Here is a 17793-nt window from a genome sequence, read left to right on the forward strand (position 1 = left end):
GCTTTTCATCGATCACTAACAATTAACACACTGCTATGACCAGGCATTCATATATTCTTGCAGGCGGTCTTCTCCTGGCAGCCCTCGGCGGTTGTAAAAAAGACAATACAGGGCAGCACGATAGCGGCGCGCCCATGACCATCAGCGATTTTACGCCCGCTGTCGGCGGCGGCTCCACCTCTGTGCTCATCACCGGCAGCAACTTCACTTCCGATACCTCGCAACTGCATGTGACCATCAACGGGAAACGTTGCGCTATCGTGGGCGCCAACAATAACCAGATCATGGTGGTGGTACCAAAAAAATGCGGCAGCGGCAACCTCGTGGTGAAAGTAGGTAGCGACAGCATCGCCAGCACTACGCCATTTACTTACATCTTCACACGTACCGTTACAACCTTTGCCGGTAACGGCAAAGCAGCCTTTGCAGATGGCAAGGGTACCGATGCCAGCTTCAATTTCAACGGGCAGGCATGGTATAGAAGCATGGGGATTGTGGTAGATAATAATCTCAACGTGTATGTAGCTGATCCAGGCAATGCCTGTATCCGCAAGATAGATAGCAGCGGTAACGTCACCGTGCTGGCCGGCAGCCCCGGCAACGGCGGATACGCCGATGGCAAAGGTACAAACGCCAAATTCAGCCTGCCTTATGACCTGGATATCGATGCCGCTGGCAACATCTACTCTGTAGATCCGGGGAACTATGATATCCGCAAGATCACGCCTGATGGTACGGCTACCACCATTGGCTGGGGCAAACAATCGCCCTGGAGCATTGCGGTAGATAAAAACAGCGGCACCGTATATTATTCCAGCTGTAGCAGCCCTGGCAGCATCTTTCAGCTGACGGCTACCGGCACTACCGAGATCGTTAACGGCCTCAATTATCCCGCAGGCCTTGCCATCGATAAATCGGGCAATCTCTATTCCGCGCTCAATGGCGATCATATTGTGATGCGCTTCGCGGCGGGTAATTGGTCGGCCTCCACGCTGGCAGGACAGAAGGGTAGTTCCGGTTATGTAAATGGCGCGGCCACCGTAGCCCGCTTCGCGTTTCCCTGGGGCATTGACGTAGATGCCGCCGGCAACCTGTATGTAGCAGGCAATGGCACCTGGGATGGCGGCGCCTACAATCCCGATCAAAGCATCCGCTTCATCCTGGCCAAAACCTGGGATGTGAGCACCTACGCCGGCAGCGGCTCTTCCGGCTATTCCGACGCCATCGGCGATGCCGCTGCTTTTGCAGCGCCTACCGGTGTGGCTGTGGATAAAAATGGCGTCGTGTATGTGCTCGACAAAAATAATAACAGGATCAGGAAGATCGTATCAGAATAGATATTGCGCCCCGATGGGGCGCATGGTTGTGAGATCGCATCGCATGCTACCAATATGACGCCCCTACGGGGCGCAGCCACGGTGGATCGATTACGCAAGCGCCCCGTAGGGGCGCAATATTGGTAGCCCGGCAGGGACGGGGTGTTGTAACGGAAATTGATGAATGCTGCCCGTACCAACATTTGCCTCCCTGCCGGGCTATTGTTTTAAATAACAGGTTGATGAAAACGCATTACATGAAACTATCCACCATCGCATGGCTGCTGGCCGCATGCAGCAAAGGCTCTGTGCCAGATGCCGTACCTGATATAAAAGTAGCTGCCACGCACACCTATTATGTTGCCACTACCGGCAGCGATGCCAACAAAGGTAGCATCGACGCGCCTTTGCGCAGCATCAACACGGCGCTGAGTAAAACCGTCCCCGGAGATTCCGTGATCGTGCGGGATGGTATTTACAATGAACAGGTGAAGTTCAGCAAGTCTGGCCTGTCGGGGAAACTCATCACGCTCAAGGCCTATGCGGGCGAGCAGCCGGTGATCGATGGTACGGGCATGTCTGTTAGCGGTGCGCAGGCATTGGTGACCATCAGCAATACCAACTATGTGGTGCTGGAAGGTTTTGATGTGCGCAATCTTACCACCAGCACGCCAGGGACTGAAGTGAACGGCATTGTGGCCAATGCGGGATCAGGTAATATCATCATCCGCCGCAACAGGGTATACAACATCGCCTCCAACCTCGCGCCTGCTGATGGGCGCAGCGGTCATGGCATCCTCATCATCGGCAACACCGCAGATGTGATGAAGAACATTGTGGTAGAAGATAACGAGATACATGATACCCAAACCGGGTATAGCGAAAACCTCACTATCAATGGTTATGTAGATGGATTCACGATCCGCAGGAACAAGATCTATAATACAGAGAACATCGGCATCGATGCGGCCGGCGGTTATGCTGCCAATGCCAATCCCGCTTTCAACTATGCCCGTAATGGCCTTATTGCAGAAAATGAACTGTACAATATCGATATGACGCGCGGCCCTATAGGCGGCATTCACGGCCATGGCGCTATCGCTATCTATGTAGATGGCGCGATCAATATCACCATCGAAAGGAACAGGATACATGAGGCAGACAGAGGGATCGGCATCGTGAGTGAAACAGATGCTTTCCCTACCAGCAACTGCATTGTCCGGAATAATTTCGTGTACAACTGTGTGCGCACAGGCATCTACCTGGGCGGTTACCTGGGCTATACTACCGGCGGTACAAAAAATTGCTATGTTGTAAATAATACATTGTATTTTAACGACAAGGAAGCAGGGGCTTTTGGAGAGATAGAAGGAGAGATCCGCCTTACAGAGCAGTGTTTCGATAATGTGATCAGGAATAATATCGTATATGCGCGGCCGGTAGATGTGATCATACACAAGTACAGCAATTCGGGCTCCGGCAATGTGATCGATAACAACCTGTATTATACCGCCGGCACGCCGCAATGGATATGGAACAGTACTAACGGCGCTCCCTATACGAAATTCTCCGACTGGCAAGCCGCTTCCGCCAACGATGGCGCCAGCACCTATGGGCTGGACCCTATGCTGCTGAGCACCGCCACCCCGGATCTGCATATCAGTCCGGCCTCGCCCGCAAAAAATACCGGGCTGGTGATCTCCGCAGCGGTGAATGGTACAAGTGACATCGACGGCAACGCACGCATCATGAATAACCAGATCAGTAAAGGCGCGCAGCAGGTTCCGTAACAAAACCACGTTATGATAAATCGAAGTATCTCTATTTTAGTTTTATTACTTGTTTTCTTTCATCACTCATTTTCACAGGGCATGCAATGGTGGAATCCCGCTGCAAGCCCTTTTCGCGTAATAGAAGGACAGGGATGGCAGGAAGCCGGTCAGCCGCCCTACGACCGCTTTCCGCCGCGTGCGCAGCAAGGCATGAACCCTAACGTATGGAACCTTTCGCATAACAGCGCCGGTCTTTATATCAAGTTCCGCAGCGATGCCCCCGATATCGTGGTGCGTTATGTGGTACAGGGCAAAGGCAACTTTGCCTTTCCGCATATGCCGGCAACAGGCGTGAGCGGGGTAGACCTCTACTCCCTTTCGCTGGATGGCGCCTGGCAATGGGCGCCGGGCCACTACGCTTTTGGCGACACCATCGAATACCGTTTCCCGCACTTACAGGCCGATCCCAACTTCAAGAACCGCGCAGTGGAATACCGTCTCTATCTGCCTTTGTACAATACGGTGAACTGGATGGAGATCGGCGTAGCCAGCGGCAAACAGTTCGCGCCGATGCCTTTGTCGGCCGAAAAGCCCATCGTCGTATACGGCACCTCTATCGCACAAGGCGCCTGCGCTACGCGGCCGGGGCTCGCCTGGCCCGCCATCCTGAACCGGCATTTCGACAGGCCCCTGCTCAACCTCGGCTTCTCCGGCAACGGGCTACTGGAGCCACATGTGCTCAGTCTCCTCGCAGAACAGGATGCAAAGATCTATGTGCTGGACTGCATGCCGAATCTTAGTTTACCACAATTCAGCAATGATACCGTTGCCGCGCGCATCGTTACTGCCGTGGAGATGCTACAGGCCCGCCACCCCGGCGTACCTATCCTGTTCGTAGAACATGGCGGCGACCTGCCCGGCAACCTGATGGATACCACCCGCATCAACGAGTATACGAAAGTGAACCGCGTGTTGCGTAAAACCTTCGCGCAGCTCATCGCCAGCGGAAAGAAAGGCCTGTACCTGCTTTCCGATAAAGAGATCGGCTTCGACATAGAATCAACCGTTGATGGCATCCATCCCAATGATGCGGGTATGCTCCAACAGGCACGGGCATACGAAAAAGTGATCCGGAAGATATTGAACGAATCATCCGGCAGCATCAGCACTACTATCCCGGTAGTGCAGAGCCGCGACGGTTTCTACGACTGGCGCGCCCGGCACCAGGAGCAGTTGCTGATGAACAAGACCCATCCGCCGCGTAACCTGATCATGGGCAACTCTATCATCCATTTCTGGGGCGGCGAGCCGAAAGCGCCACAGCCAAGAGGCGCCGCCGCCTGGGAGCAATATCTCGCGCCGCTCGGCGTGCGTAATATGGGCTATGGCTGGGACAGGATCGAGAATGTGCTCTGGCGCGTGCAGCACGACGAGCTCGATGGCTTCGATGCGCAACATGTGCTGCTCATGATCGGTACCAATAACCTTGAAGGCAATACCGACGATGAAATAATGACGGGCCTGGAAAACCTGGTACAGGCTGTAAAGCAGCGGCAACCCAAGGCCGGTGTGATCATCAGCGGCATCTTGCCACGTCGCAATATGGAACCACGCGTGGCCGCCCTCAACAAACGTATTGCCGCCATGGCCGCAAAACAGCAGATCCGGTATATCAACCCGGGAACGGTATTCCTGGGAAAGAACGGTAAGATCGATGAAACGCTCTTCAGCGACGGGCTTCATCCTGTAGCGGCAGGCTATGAAAAATTGGGCAAAGAATTACAAGCGGCATTGAAGTAAGATAGTATTTACCGAACTTGCCGGTAAAAGCGCTTTATGCTCAAACTGGCCCAAGCCACTTATCTCGGCAATAATACCTTCAGCTGGCAGGGAAACGGTATCACCGTCAGCGATACAGAATACCGCCGGAAGGTATTCGAAGGTTGGCATTGCCATGAGCATCATCATATCACTTTCGTTGCGCGGGGCGGTAACTGTGAACAGCGGAAACGCCAGGAAATACAGGCCTCCCCGGGCAGCGTGCTGTTTTACCAAAGCGGAGAAGTGCACCGTAACCGTCATGCCCTGCATCCTTCCCGTAACATTAACCTGGAGATCTCGGACGATTTCCTGCGTGCGCATGATCTCCGCATCGATCATCTCTCCATACATCATCCCTGGATAAGATCGGTGATCTGGAAGATACAGCAGGAGAGCCGCATCAACGATGCCGGCACACACGACAGCATTACCATGTTGTTGCTGTCGCTGTTCAATCATGACGACCAACTCTCAAGGCCGCCATGGGTGCAGCAATTGCGCGATATCCTGCACGACCGCTGGAATGAAACCCCGACCTTGCAGGAGCTGTCGGCCATATTGCAGGTGCATCCTGTCACCATCTCCAAACATTTTCGTCGTTATTTTTCCTGTACATTGGGAGAATATATGCGGCGCATCAAAACGGAACATGCCATCACCCTGATACGGCAGGAGGAGATATCCCTCACTGATATCGCCTACCAGTGCGGCTTTGCGGATCAGAGCCATTTTATCCGCACCTTCAAAAGGTTCACCGGCGTGCTGCCCAAAGCGCTGCGGGCGCAAGGCTAATTTCATACTATTTTTACCGGAGCGGGCAGTAGATATTTGCAGCATAAAATTGTTTTTATGCGTTGGATGAATATCTGCTATGCCATGCTGTTCCTATGCTTTCAGGTAAGTGCGCAATCCGGCGGCCGGATGGCGCAGGCGGTGAACAAGGTGGCGGAGCAAATCCGGGATCATTATGTGGATTCCGCCAGGGGCGCAGCCATTGCCGCCAATTTCCGCGAGGCCTATCAAAAAGGCGTCTTTAAAAATGTTACTTTGGAAAAGGGCTTCGACTCCCTTGCCACCGCCGTGTTGCGCAACTACAGCCATGATGGCCATCTGTACGTACGCATCGCCCCCGATGCCGTGGCGGAAATGAAAGAAAAAAAAGACACCACCGGCGTAGATATTTTCTTTTACGGCCCGCAGGCCGAGTCCAATAACTTCGGTTTCCGCGAGGTGAGCGTGCTGCCCGGCAATATTGGTTATATCAAATTAAGTCAGGTCAATATCTCGAAGAAAAGCCTGCCGGTGCTGTATGCCGCTATGCAGTTGGTAGCCCGCACCCGCAGCCTGGTGATCGATCTGCGCAACAATGGCGGCGGCGGCAGCGACATCGGCGCTGTATTTGAAAGCTGCTTTCTGCCGGCTGGTCTCCGCCTGCTGACGTCCACTGATAGAAAAGGAAAAGCAGAAACCGATACCACCCTGAACTGGCCCGAGATACCGCATTACCAGCAGCCGGTATATGTATTAGTAAATAAGAAAAGTGTTTCCGCCGCCGAAGCCTTCGCTTTTGTGTTGCAGGCGCAACACCGCGCCACCGTGGTAGGAGAGCCTTCTGCCGGCGCTGCCAATATGAACGAATGGTACCCGGTGAATGATGAGCTGATCGTTTCTGTTTCTATCAGACAAACTGCCTTGCCTGGTACCAGCCTGACGTGGGAAGGGAAAGGCGTGCAGCCGGATATCCTTACCCCCGAAGCCGGTGCGCTGCAATACGTGCTGGACAAGCTGAAATGATTTACGGATTTATGGATTTATGGATTTACGGATTTACGGATTTTGGGATTTGGGGATTTGTCTTTTCCATGTATTTTCCCGATGTTCGTAGCCACCATTAAAACATTTATGAAGAAATACCTGCACATAACGCTGCTATTGCTGCTGGCAGGAATGGCAGTTTCCGCACAGGAGCTGTACATGCCCCGCAATATCAGGAACGCCTATACGAAAGGAACCCGCGATACCAGCGGAAGGCCGGGAGCCAACTACTGGCAGAACAAAGGCCGCTATGATATACAGCTGGCCGTGAACCCGCCATCGAGGACCATACAGGGACAGGAAACCATCCGCTATATCAATAACAGCCCGGATACCCTGCGCTACCTGCTGATACGGATGCTCACCAACCTGCACAAGTACGAAGCGCCGCGCTCCGGCTATCATGATAAAGATTTCCTTACCGCCGGCGTGACCATCGACACAATGATCATCAACGGCAAAGGGGTGCGCTTCAATAACGACGTAGGCACCGTAGGCCCGGTAAAACTGCCACAGGCGTTGCTTTCAAAAGACAGCATACAGTTGCAGATCAAATGGCATTACGACGTGTCTGTACAAAGCGGCCGTGAGGGGATGATAGACAGTACCACCTTCTACTTGGCCTATGCCTATCCGCGAGTATCCGTGTACGATGATTACAACGGATGGGACGATATTCCGCATACCGACCGCACAGAATTTTACAGTGATTTCAACGATTATAATGTGACGGTAAGCGTGCCGAAGAACTTTGTGGTATGGGGCACCGGCAACTTGCTCAATCCCGACGAGGTGCTGCAACCCGCTATCGCGGCGCGTTTGAAAGCTTCTTTCACAGCAGACAGCACACAGCATATCGCTACTTTCGCGGAAATGCGTGATGGTAAAGTAACCGCGCAGCAGGCCACCAACAACTGGAAGTTCAGCGCCACGCACATCGCCGATGTAACCTATGGCGTGAGCAACCACTACGTATGGGATGCCGCCAGCACGGTGGTGGACAATACCACCGGCCGCAGGGCCAGCATACAGGCGGCCTACAACGATACCGCTTCCGATTTCCATCATTCTGTGCGCTTCTCCCATTATGCGCTCAACTGGTTCTCCCATCACTGGCCGGGCGTAGCTTATCCTTTCCCGGTAATGACCGCCTTCCAGGGTTTTGCAGATATGGAATACCCCATGATGGTGAATGATGGCTCGGTAGGTGATGATCTGATCTTTGCACAGCTGGTGCAGGATCACGAGATCGCGCATACGTATTTCCCTTTCTATATGGGTATCAACGAAACCCGCTACGCCTTTATGGATGAGGGCTGGGCCACCACTTTCGAATATCTTATCGGTATCGCCGAAAAGGGAAAGGAGCAGGCCGACCGCTTCTATAAAGCGTTCCGCGTGCGCCACTACATCAGCGATCCTTCTACAGAAGAAGATATGCCCATCATCTCCATGTCTAACCAGGTAAGCGGTATGAGCTATGGCAGCAATGCTTATGGCAAACCGTCGCTGGCCTACCTCGCATTGAAAGATATGTTGGGCGACGAGCGTTTCAAAAAATGTCTGCATGCCTATATGAACAATTGGCATGGCAAGCATCCTATCCCCTGGGATTTCTTCTATTCCTTCAATACCGCCGCAGGTGAAAACCTCAACTGGTACTGGGATAGCTGGTTCTTCAGTCATCATTACATCGACCTGGCGCTGTATAACGTGCAGGCATCTACGAAAATTGCCGGTTTAACGATCAACAACGTAGGCGGCTTTCCCATCCCGTTTGATGTAGTGCTCACCTATGCCGATGGCAGCACCGATACCATCCATCAAACGCCGGCCGTATGGAAGAAAAATCCGCGGCAGCTGAAACTCAGCATTCCGCTGAAAGGCACGCTAACAGCTGTAAAGCTCGATGGCGGCCTGTTTATGGACTATACGCCAAAAGATAATAATTGGAGTAGGTGAGAATGTAAGAATGTGAGAATGTGAGGATGTGAGAATTTGGTGGGAACTTCAGTCCGCCATAAATTCTCACATTCTTACATCCTCACATTCTTACATTCAGATTATTTGACGTTTGATATCCCGCCATCTACCAGTAATTCTGCCCCATGTACATAAGAGGCATCATCTGATGCGAGGAAAAGCACGGCGCTCGCTATCTCTGCCGCTTCGCCGAATCTTTTGAAGGGGAGCGTAGGAATAACGCTGCCGATGGTGGCATTGATTTCATCCGCTGTAAGGCCGGTATTGTTGAAGATATTGGTATTGATATACCCCGGGCTGATACCATTTACCCGTATACCTTTGGCGGTACATTCCATGGAGAATGTTTTGATAAACGACTGCACCGCTGATTTTGCGGCTGTGTAAACAGAAAAGTTTTCGATGCCGAAAGCCGTTACAAATGAGGTGTTGAAAATAATGCTGCCACCGGACGATATCATGGGAAGCAGCTGCCGTACTGTAAAGAAAGTACCTTTTACCAATACGTTGAACAGTTCATCGAAATGTTGTTCATCAGCTGCCTCGATAGGGGCAAATTTGCCATAGCCGGCGTTGGCGAACAGGATATCGATGTGTGGATGCTGTTGTTTGATCTGTTCCGGCAATGCCCGTATGTGCGCCATGTTACCCGCATCAGATACCATGCCTGTCGCCTGCGGGCCGAGTGCTGCCACTGCCTTGCTGACACTGGCCTCGCTTCTCCCTGTAATGATCACCCTGGCGCCCTCCCTGATAAAAGCTGCTGCTGTAGCGAATCCCATACCGTTGGCGCCACCGGTGATGAGCGCTGTTTTGTCTTTGAATCTTTGCATCGTTCATTAAATTTATGATGCAAAGTTTTGGAATGTGCGGCAGGCAGAAAACCCGGAACTTGCGATTATTCTTCTACCACAGTTGCTGTAGGAGCATTCTTTTTAACAGATTCAATACCATTATCCCTTCCGGAAGTGGCCTCGTACATTTCGCTGGTACCAATCACCTGGCCATTTGCCGCCTTTAAATTGAAATAGTGTTGGCCATTTTTGGCAACCAGCTTTTCGTAATGGTTGTCATTGGGAGCATTCTTCTTAACGGAATCGATTCCGTTATTACAGGCGCTTTTAGTAGTATACATTTCACTCGACAGGATAGTTTGGCCATTTTCAGCCTTCAAGTTAAAATAGTGCTGACCGTCTTTAGCGATTTTGATAACGAATTTACCCATAAGTGTTTGGAGTTTAGTGGAGTTGGAAAATTTATGTTGCAGTTTTAAAAAAGCTATTTTGAATAGCTATGTAATGAAACCATATAATAAAAAGATTGTTCAATCAAAATGAAAATTTCACAGCAAATAATTCCTGAGCACTGTTTTGTCTTTGAATTTTTGCGCCGTTCATTAAGTTGATGATGCAAAGGTTTGAAATATGCTGTAGGTGGAAGCCACGGAACTTGCGATTATAGTCCGTCTTTAAATTTGATGGCGGCATGGGAGCCGTCGCAATAAGGTTTGTTTCTCGAAGCGCCGCAGCGGCAGAGGGTTACGCGGTTACGCACTTCATAGGCTTTGCCGTGAGCGTCGTGTATGGGAATGCCGCCCTGGATGTAGAGTGGCCCGCTCACTCCTTGCGCCGGATCTTCGATGACGCCGATAGCTGGCGCCAGTGCAGGTTCTATGGGTGTTTGTGTTTCGCGGTCCCAGGCTACGAGGCGGCCGGAAGGGCATTGTCCTACCTGTTTGATGAATTGTTGTCGTACGGCAGGATCGTCGGTATTATCTATCATGGCCCATACCTGTCCGTTAGGATCGCAGAAGCGTGCGAAGGCGCAGAGTTGCTGTGCATCGGTGAGCAGGGCGGTGGGGCCTTCCATGAGGTCCGCCTGGTTAACATAAGGTTCATGGCCAGCCGTTTCAGCGCCATCGAAATGCATCTTCAGGTGGGTACTATCGCAGAAGGGCTTGTTGGAAGAATGGCCACAGCGGCATAGATAGAAGGGAGTGCCTTCCGGCTTGAAATGCTTGCCTGGCACCCATTCTTCAGATTCGCCGTCTTTGTTGGCGCCGATGGTCTGCATTTGAACAGGGATATCGCCTTTTATTTCATAAGGGCCGTTAGCGATCACTTTGATCGACCAGCCAGCTGGCGCCTGCGGACGTTGTTCCATATGCATGATGTTTTCATAAGCAACAACTGATGCATCCGGATTGTTGCGTCTTTGTACGCTATTACCAAATATTCTTACCACAATATTACCTCTTTGATTTGGGAGGCTTTTTGGTTCAATAATTTGTAGTTGTTTTTTATGAACCAGCAAATGAGTTCATATGCAAGGTTCTGATGTTCGAATACCAACTTGTCTGGTTTGACGTCTGATTGTTATCTTATAAAGAACCTAACTTATCAAAATATATTTTTTTAAGTTCTTTTCTCGAAGCTTCAGCGCCAAGCTCCTGACGCCTGTCGTAGATTGCCTTTGATTTTTTTCCTGCAAAATAACGTAACTGGTCTTTGTTGTCAGTTGCTGCTTCATAAATCACGTCAGCGATTTCTTCAGGCGTGGAATCGGGATTAATCATACCCAGTATTTTCGTTTCAACCGCATCGTAAAACGAAAGTGGCGTCTTATCCGAATGGTGGCTGAATAATTCGGTTTGCGTAGCACTGGGCGACACGGTTTTAACTTCTATATTAAACATGGAGAGTTCGATCGATAAACATTCGCTCCATCCCTCCACTGCCCATTTTGTGCCGTTGTAAACGCTGGTAAAGGGAAAGCTGGTATGTCCGCCAATAGATGTAACATTAATGAACATGCCTTTTTTTGCTTCCCTGAACCAGGGGATAAATTCACGGGTTACCAGTACCGTTCCCAAAAAATTCGTCTCCACCTGACGCACAATATTTTCATCAGAAAATTCTTCTAAAGCACCCATAAGGCCATATCCCGCATTATTAAGCACCACATCTATATCAAATAAGGAGTTTGCTCTTGCGACTGTAGATTTGATTTGTGCCAGGTTGGTAACATCTAAAGGCAAAAGTGTTACATTTTCCAACTGCGAAAGTTCGGTTTCGTTTTCCGGTTTGCGCATGGTAGCTATAACATTCCAGCCCTTAGCTTGAAACAATTTTGCTGTTGACTTCCCTATTCCGGATGAAGTTCCGGTAATGAATATTGTTTTCATAAATTTAGATTACCTGTAAAGACACAAAAGTAACCAGGGAAAAGTATTAATTTGATACCTGTATACAAAAGGATACTTACTATGACCTCACAGAACCAGAAAAGATTTCATGAAAAGATACGCGCGATACAGGATACGATGTTTGTGATAGGCGGAAAATGGAAAATTCCTGTTATTCTTTCAATCTACAGTGGGAATAGGCGTTTCAACGATATTCTGGCTTCTATACCCAGGATCACCAATCGCGTATTGTCTAAAGAGCTGAAACATCTTGAGGAAAATTTACTGATTAGCAGGACAATCGTCAACGAATACCCCGTAAGGATCGAATATGCGATAACGAAGTATTGTTTGAGTATAGATAAAGTAGCCAAACCGATGGAAGAATGGGGCAAAGCCCATAAAAAGAAGATCAGTAAATTTTATTAAGATGTCATTTCGGCTTTACCACTTTGATCATTTCATAAATATACAGCGGCACCGACCATCCCAGCCAAAAGAAAGAGGGGCTTATCTCTTCAAAGCTGCCAAGACTGTTTACCAGCGGGGTTTTCAGCAGCAGGCCCGATACCACAAACGCCAGTGTTATGAGATAGCTTCTGATCATCCAGTCTTGATGCTGTTTGAATCGCCCCTTTACGGCCAGCCACCAGGCTACAAAGGTGGCGGTGATCCAAACAGATACCCACACCTGCAACGAAAAGGCATAAGCCCAGTTGATAGCATACGCGGTTGTGGAAGCCAGCACTACGGCGCAGATGCTGCTGCAAAGGATTGCGAGCAGGTACAGGTAGCCGACCACACGATGCAGCTTCGTATGATGCTGAAGTCTTTTCCAGAACTGGAAAGGGCCTAATACCAGCGCGCCGCCGCCGGCGGTGATATGCATCAGTAGAAGCCATTTCACCGGCAGATATTTCCCCAGCGCTTCAGGGGTGAGTGCAAGGAATCTGTCGGCGCCGTGCATGAATGTCCATGTGATGAACAGGATGCCCAGCCAGAGCAGTATGTAGAGGATGTCTTTTGATGTAAACGGCCTGTCGCTAATAATTTTATTCATATACTATACGGATTTGTTAAGCACAAAATTCCGTATCCCGAAGGCCGCAGTCAATAACCGAAAAATTATTCGGTATAGATGCTGGCAGTGGCTTCTCTTACCTGTTCGCCGTACTGCCTGCCCCATTTGTCCATTGCCAGGATAAGCGGTACCAGCGAGAGGCCCAGGTCGGTCAGCGTATAGTCTGCACGGAGCGGGAATCCCGGCTGCACCTGTTTCTCCACGGCGCCGATAGCTTCCAGCTCACGCAGTTGCATATCCAGCACCCGCGGCGTGGCCTCTTTGATGGCCTGGTGAATTTCACTGGGGCGGCGGTATCCTTTGTAGATAGCATCTATGATGCAGGGTTTCCATTTGGCGCCCAGTACCGCCATGAATACAGTGATGCCGCAATTGAGATCAGGCGGTATTTTACGTTCATATGTCAGCATGGTACAGTCGTTTTATAGGTTTATCGTTTCTTAAAGGTACGTGATGTACACGACTAATTTACTGCTGTTAAAAGTAATGTTGCTTGCCATCACCTTGATCGATCAGCCAGCCGGCACTTGCGGATGTTGTTCCATGTGTATGATGTTTTCATAAGCAGCAGCTGATGCATCCGGATTGTTGCCGAAATCATATCTTCAGGCAAAAAAGCATCATGGCGTATATTATGGTAGATGTTGAGAGCGACGGGCCGATACCGGGAGATTATTCAATGATCTCTTTCGGCGCTGTGCTGGTAGATGAACAGCTGGACAAGACCTTCTATGGCCAGTTACGGCCGGTTTCAGATAAATTTATTCCCGAGGCGCTGGCGGTGTCCGGTCATACCCGCGAAGCATGCCAGCAGTTCCCGGCGCCCTCACAGGTGATGCAGGATTTCGATCAATGGATACGCAGCGTAGCCAAAGACCGCGCTGTTTTTGTCAGCGATAATAATGGTTTCGACTGGATGTTCATCTGCTGGTATTTTCATCATTTCCTGGGGCATAATCCTTTCGGCCACAGCTCGCAGAACCTGGGCAGCTTGTATAAAGGGATGGTGAAAGATACTTTCGAGAACTTCAAACACCTGCGGCGCCGGGCACATACCCATCACCCGGTAGATGATGCGATCGGCAACGCCGAAGCGCTGCTGACCATGAAAAAGGAGATGGGCCTCCGCATCAAGCTTTCATAAGCCGCAAAAAAAATTTTGATTTACCATTTTCCTGCTGACATAGGGTTGTCACTTGCGCATCGGTACTTTGTATCAACAAACAAAATTTACCACTATGCAAATGATTCCCGTACTCCTGAGAGAAATGCAGGAAGAAGCCCAGACCACCCGCAAGATGCTGACCCGCGTACCGCTGGACAAGTACGACTGGAAGCCTCACGAAAAGAGTATGTCCCTGGGCCGCCTGGCCGCGCATGTCGCAGAGCTGCCGGGTTGGGTATCCATGGCACTCAATACCAGCGAACTGGATTTTGCGAAAAGCGGTTACAATACCATGGTAGCAAAATCTACCGAAGAGCTGATGGACTATTACGAGAAGAATCTCGCTGAAGGCTTGCAAAGCCTGCAAAAGGCCAGTGAAGCCCAACTCGAAGATATGTGGACTTTGAGAGACGGCCCCACCGTATACAGTACCCGTTCCAAACTGGATGTGATCCGTATGTCGTACTGCCAGACTGTGCATCACCGCGCGCAGCTGGGTGTGTACCTTCGTCTGCTGGATGTGGCTATTCCGGGGAGTTATGGGCCGAGCGCGGATGAGCATTAGACCAGGATTTAGAGATTTATAAGATTAACAGGATTTTACGGGGAGATCCTCAGGAAGATATTTTTCTATCTTCCTGAGGATCTCCCCGTAAATTTCCGGCGGGCGGAAAGCCTGATCCATAGAAGCGATGGACACGTAGATTTTCAGAAAAATTTTGCGGGGAAAAATATTTTTCTATCTTTGCGCTCCCTTTACGGGAATGATTCCGTAGCTCAGTTGGTAGAGCAATACACTTTTAATGTATGGGCCCTGGGTTCGAGTCCCAGCGGGATCACTGGATTGCAAAAAGGCGCCAACTTTGGCGCTTTTTTCGTTAACAATGCTGATCCTCACTTCTGACATTTCCACGTCGTAACAACAAATCAAAGTATAGAATAGACCAGTAAAATAGGATAGCTATGCTGCTGGTATACTTCGAAATAACCCATACATTCCGTATCTTCAACAAAACAGGCCAGTTAATATGATCAGCTTTATAACAGATAAGGACATTGTGCTTGTCGAGAAACTTTCAAAGGCTCATTACCCAACCAAAGGATTGATAGCTACAGTTCCTAGAAACGAAATTAGTGAATTACTGGAACTAAGGCGTAGGTTGAAAGCTATGTCAGATTTTTTTAAGCAGAAGTATGACAATGATTTTGGCATATTTCGCTCGGAACACTCGACAGGAAATCCAGTAGGTCGGGGTGGTAATTTAAGGAGAGCCTGGTCTGGTATCTTTAAAGGCTCGGATAATAAGCAGTATGCTGCACAAATCAGTTTTGTAATAGATGGCAAAAAAGGTTGCATGGATGTGGGGTTTTATTTCGGTAGAGCTTCTGCCTTTCGTATGAAAAAGGATGTGAGAAATATCCATGAAACTGAGCTGAAAGGAGCTGGAGAGCTTTTAGTTAAATCTCTGAATGATGATGCTGAATTAAAGAAAAGATATTACGATCTTTTTGAGATAGGATTCCGGGCTGAAATAAGGGACGCAATTGTAACCCCGGAGGAGTGGCTGAGCAACGCCGCGCAGGATCCAACATACTCTTCTGTGACCATTAGCTTATACCCCAATTCGCTCGGCTATATCGATCCGGAAACCATAGATTTTCATGTGGCCCTGGTAATCCCTTTGTTGGGCATCATTCCTGAAAAAATAAGCACCCCTGCTCCTTCCAAGAGGAAATTAATTGCGCTCACACCGGAACAAAGAGCCCAAAAAGCGCAAAGACTGGCACTTATTGGCCTTAAAGGAGAAGAATATATCATGGGGATTGAACGGGAAAAGTTAGCCGCCTTGACGGACATAGAAAAGAGAAGCCCTACTCATGTTTCTCTGGAGTCAGACAATGCTGGCTATGATATTTTAAGTTATGAACAGGATGGGAAGGAAATATACATAGAGGTGAAAACAACTACATATGGTAAAAATCATCCCTCGGGTAATACATTTTTTCTTTCTTCTCCGGAATATGAGTTTTATCAGGCTAACAAAAAAAGCTACAAGCTGTACAGGGTTTGGGAAGTTTTTGGAATTCCTTCCTGGGAAGAAGTTGACCTTCAAAACGTGGACCTGATCAACGACGGATACAAGGTTATTATCAAAAATGAAAACAGATGAAATAGCCTTATGAAATGGATTCAATATAATTGAACTACTAGAGAGGTCTTCACATGAAAATATGGAATGCCAGCCAAGATTGCGTATTTCTGAACCCTGTAAAAACGAGGCGGACAATCATCAGTTTACCGTATCCTTTTTCTCGAAAACGTTTACCAGTAGAAGGTTTTATACCAATGTGCCGCGGGTTCATTGCTTTGATGAACTGGATGTAGAGCAGACGGTGAACTATTGGGGGAATAATTGTAATGTGATGGGGGAAATACTTTTATCCCGGTATGATCTATTTATTTCGAATAAGATGATTACTCATGTGACGACGAATTTGAACAGCCAGGAGTTGGAGGAAATCTACGGAATAGGTTGAGGAGTAGGATGCGGACGATGTTGAACCTCATTGTATTCAATTCGGATTCCCTTGATAAGCGAATATGAAATGAATATTTCTTGGTATAATTGCTTAGGGTTTAATATAAGTTACCAAGTCTCTAGTTTTAAATGCTGAAACAAGTGGAAGATGCCCAAAAAAAAGAATCGTATTTGTTATATGTGTGGTAATCCTGCTACGTCAAAAGAACATGTCCCCCCAGCCTGTTTGTTTCCAGAAAAAAAGGACATAAGAACATCTGCTTTTCGGAATAATTTGATAACGGTTCCGTCATGTGATTTACATAATTCCAAAAAATCTAATGATGATGAGTTTTTGATGGCATGTATAGCAGGTGTTGTTGGAAACAATGTTATCGGTTTTTTTCACTTTCGTACAAAAGTTAAAACGGGCACTTGAAAGGAACGGCAATTCGCTAGATTTGATAATGAAGGATCAAATATTCGATAGTTTCACAACTGCTGATGGAGCCAAGTTCCCCATAATTATTGGGCGTCCAAATATAGAGAGGCTACATTCCTGTTTTCTTCATATAGCATCCGGGTTGTATTATTATAAATTCGCTAAGGTATTTAAAGGTGAATGCAATTTAATCATGGATTTTGTAACGTATCAAGACAGTAAAACCGAGGCATTTAAATTACTTTGTAGAAAGCTTTTTCAGATAGATATTGAGAACTTAAATAGTGAAGGGAATAACCCAGACATATTTAACTATAGATTTCTTGAACCAGATCAGTTTGGCTTAATTGCCTTAAGGTTGACATTTTATGGAGGGGCAAATGTATTTATTGCATTTAAAGGGGAAGACGCCAAAGAACCATATGACTTAATTTCAGCTTCTATAGACTCAGGAATTGAAACAATTATCCACTTTGATGATGGCTCAAAATTTGAATTTAATAAATAATCACAGCTATCAAATACCTAGGTAAATAGTTTGATCAGGGGACAGTTTATTATTAGTCGTTTGTATTTCGTGCTGTTGAATTCCAATTCTACCATTGAACCATTCGCGCCAGACTATTCCCAACTGAGTTAGAAAAAGTAGGAGAACGTAATACATAATCATTTCTCCCCTATATATAGAAAGCCGT

General features: G+C 48.5%; 17 protein-coding genes and 1 tRNA gene. 12 read left to right on the forward strand and 6 right to left on the reverse strand.

All coding sequences use genetic code 11. From position 1 onward, the window contains the following. Positions 1-35 precede the first annotated feature (35 nt). The 6 genes from FPG75_RS05780 (at position 36) to FPG75_RS05805 (ending at position 8686) form a co-directional block, all read left to right on the forward strand. Complete coding sequence (locus FPG75_RS05780; protein ID WP_143305798.1) at positions 36-1337, forward strand: IPT/TIG domain-containing protein; 1302 nt, start codon at positions 36-38, stop codon at positions 1335-1337. Positions 1338-1573: 236 nt separating this feature from the next. Continuing rightward, a complete protein-coding gene (locus FPG75_RS05785) occupies positions 1574-3106 on the forward strand; it encodes a right-handed parallel beta-helix repeat-containing protein (RefSeq protein ID WP_161596680.1) in 1533 nt (510 codons plus the stop codon). Positions 3107-3118: 12 nt separating this feature from the next. Further along, positions 3119-4888 carry an SGNH/GDSL hydrolase family protein gene (locus tag FPG75_RS05790; RefSeq protein ID WP_143305802.1) on the forward strand — a complete coding sequence of 590 codons (1770 nt, stop codon included), beginning with the start codon at positions 3119-3121 and terminating at the stop codon, positions 4886-4888. Between the two features lie 36 nt (positions 4889-4924). Further along, positions 4925-5701, forward strand: a complete 777-nt coding sequence (locus FPG75_RS05795) for a helix-turn-helix domain-containing protein (RefSeq protein WP_143305804.1) — start codon at positions 4925-4927, stop codon at positions 5699-5701. A 57-nt stretch (positions 5702-5758) separates the two neighbouring features. Further along, a complete protein-coding gene (locus FPG75_RS05800) occupies positions 5759-6703 on the forward strand; it encodes a S41 family peptidase (protein ID WP_143305806.1) in 945 nt (314 codons plus the stop codon). A 108-nt stretch (positions 6704-6811) separates the two neighbouring features. Next, positions 6812-8686 (forward strand): M1 family metallopeptidase, encoded by a 1875-nt coding sequence (locus FPG75_RS05805; protein ID WP_143305808.1) that lies wholly within the window; start codon positions 6812-6814, stop codon positions 8684-8686. Positions 8687-8787: 101 nt separating this feature from the next. On the opposite strand, the gene FPG75_RS05810 is transcribed toward FPG75_RS05805, so the two are convergent. From FPG75_RS05810 to FPG75_RS05825, 4 genes are all read right to left on the reverse strand, one after another. Then, positions 8788-9540 carry an SDR family oxidoreductase gene (locus FPG75_RS05810; protein ID WP_143305810.1) on the reverse strand — a complete coding sequence of 251 codons (753 nt, stop codon included), beginning with the start codon at positions 9538-9540 and terminating at the stop codon, positions 8788-8790. Positions 9541-9605: 65 nt separating this feature from the next. Continuing rightward, complete coding sequence (locus FPG75_RS05815) at positions 9606-9932, reverse strand: YegP family protein (protein ID WP_143305812.1); 327 nt, start codon at positions 9930-9932, stop codon at positions 9606-9608. Between the two features lie 230 nt (positions 9933-10162). Next, positions 10163-10870, reverse strand: a complete 708-nt coding sequence (locus tag FPG75_RS05820; RefSeq protein ID WP_143305814.1) for a CDGSH iron-sulfur domain-containing protein — start codon at positions 10868-10870, stop codon at positions 10163-10165. 217 nt (positions 10871-11087) lie between these two features. Next, entirely contained in the window at positions 11088-11891 is an 804-nt protein-coding gene (locus FPG75_RS05825; RefSeq protein WP_143305816.1) for an SDR family oxidoreductase, read from the reverse strand. 81 nt (positions 11892-11972) lie between these two features. On the opposite strand from FPG75_RS05825, the gene FPG75_RS05830 reads away from it, so the two are divergent. After that, positions 11973-12320, forward strand: coding sequence for a winged helix-turn-helix transcriptional regulator (locus FPG75_RS05830; protein WP_143305818.1), 348 nt, complete (start codon positions 11973-11975; stop codon positions 12318-12320). Positions 12321-12324: 4 nt separating this feature from the next. On the opposite strand, the gene FPG75_RS05835 is transcribed toward FPG75_RS05830, so the two are convergent. Further along, a complete protein-coding gene (locus tag FPG75_RS05835) occupies positions 12325-12951 on the reverse strand; it encodes a DUF2306 domain-containing protein (RefSeq protein WP_143305820.1) in 627 nt (208 codons plus the stop codon). 65 nt (positions 12952-13016) lie between these two features. Beyond that, positions 13017-13382, reverse strand: a complete 366-nt coding sequence (locus tag FPG75_RS05840; protein ID WP_236652732.1) for a winged helix-turn-helix transcriptional regulator — start codon at positions 13380-13382, stop codon at positions 13017-13019. Positions 13383-13594: 212 nt separating this feature from the next. Here FPG75_RS05840 and FPG75_RS05845 point away from each other — a divergent pair, with 212 nt between their 5' ends. From FPG75_RS05845 to FPG75_RS05865, 5 genes are all read left to right on the forward strand, one after another. Continuing rightward, complete coding sequence (locus tag FPG75_RS05845) at positions 13595-14116, forward strand: exonuclease domain-containing protein (RefSeq protein WP_143305822.1); 522 nt, start codon at positions 13595-13597, stop codon at positions 14114-14116. A gap of 94 nt (positions 14117-14210) precedes the next feature. Continuing rightward, positions 14211-14702, forward strand: coding sequence for a DinB family protein (locus tag FPG75_RS05850; protein WP_143305824.1), 492 nt, complete (start codon positions 14211-14213; stop codon positions 14700-14702). A gap of 201 nt (positions 14703-14903) precedes the next feature. After that, positions 14904-14976: transfer RNA gene (locus tag FPG75_RS05855), tRNA-Lys, on the forward strand. Between the two features lie 189 nt (positions 14977-15165). Continuing rightward, positions 15166-16308 carry a DUF3883 domain-containing protein gene (locus tag FPG75_RS05860; RefSeq protein ID WP_143305826.1) on the forward strand — a complete coding sequence of 381 codons (1143 nt, stop codon included), beginning with the start codon at positions 15166-15168 and terminating at the stop codon, positions 16306-16308. Between the two features lie 815 nt (positions 16309-17123). Then, the gene (locus FPG75_RS05865; protein ID WP_143305828.1) at positions 17124-17606 is read left to right on the forward strand and encodes a hypothetical protein; all 483 of its coding nucleotides are present in this window, start codon (positions 17124-17126) and stop codon (positions 17604-17606) included. Positions 17607-17793: the final 187 nt, after the last annotated feature.

This window comes from Chitinophaga vietnamensis (assembly GCF_902167635.1).
GTDB classification, from domain to species: domain Bacteria; phylum Bacteroidota; class Bacteroidia; order Chitinophagales; family Chitinophagaceae; genus Chitinophaga; species Chitinophaga vietnamensis.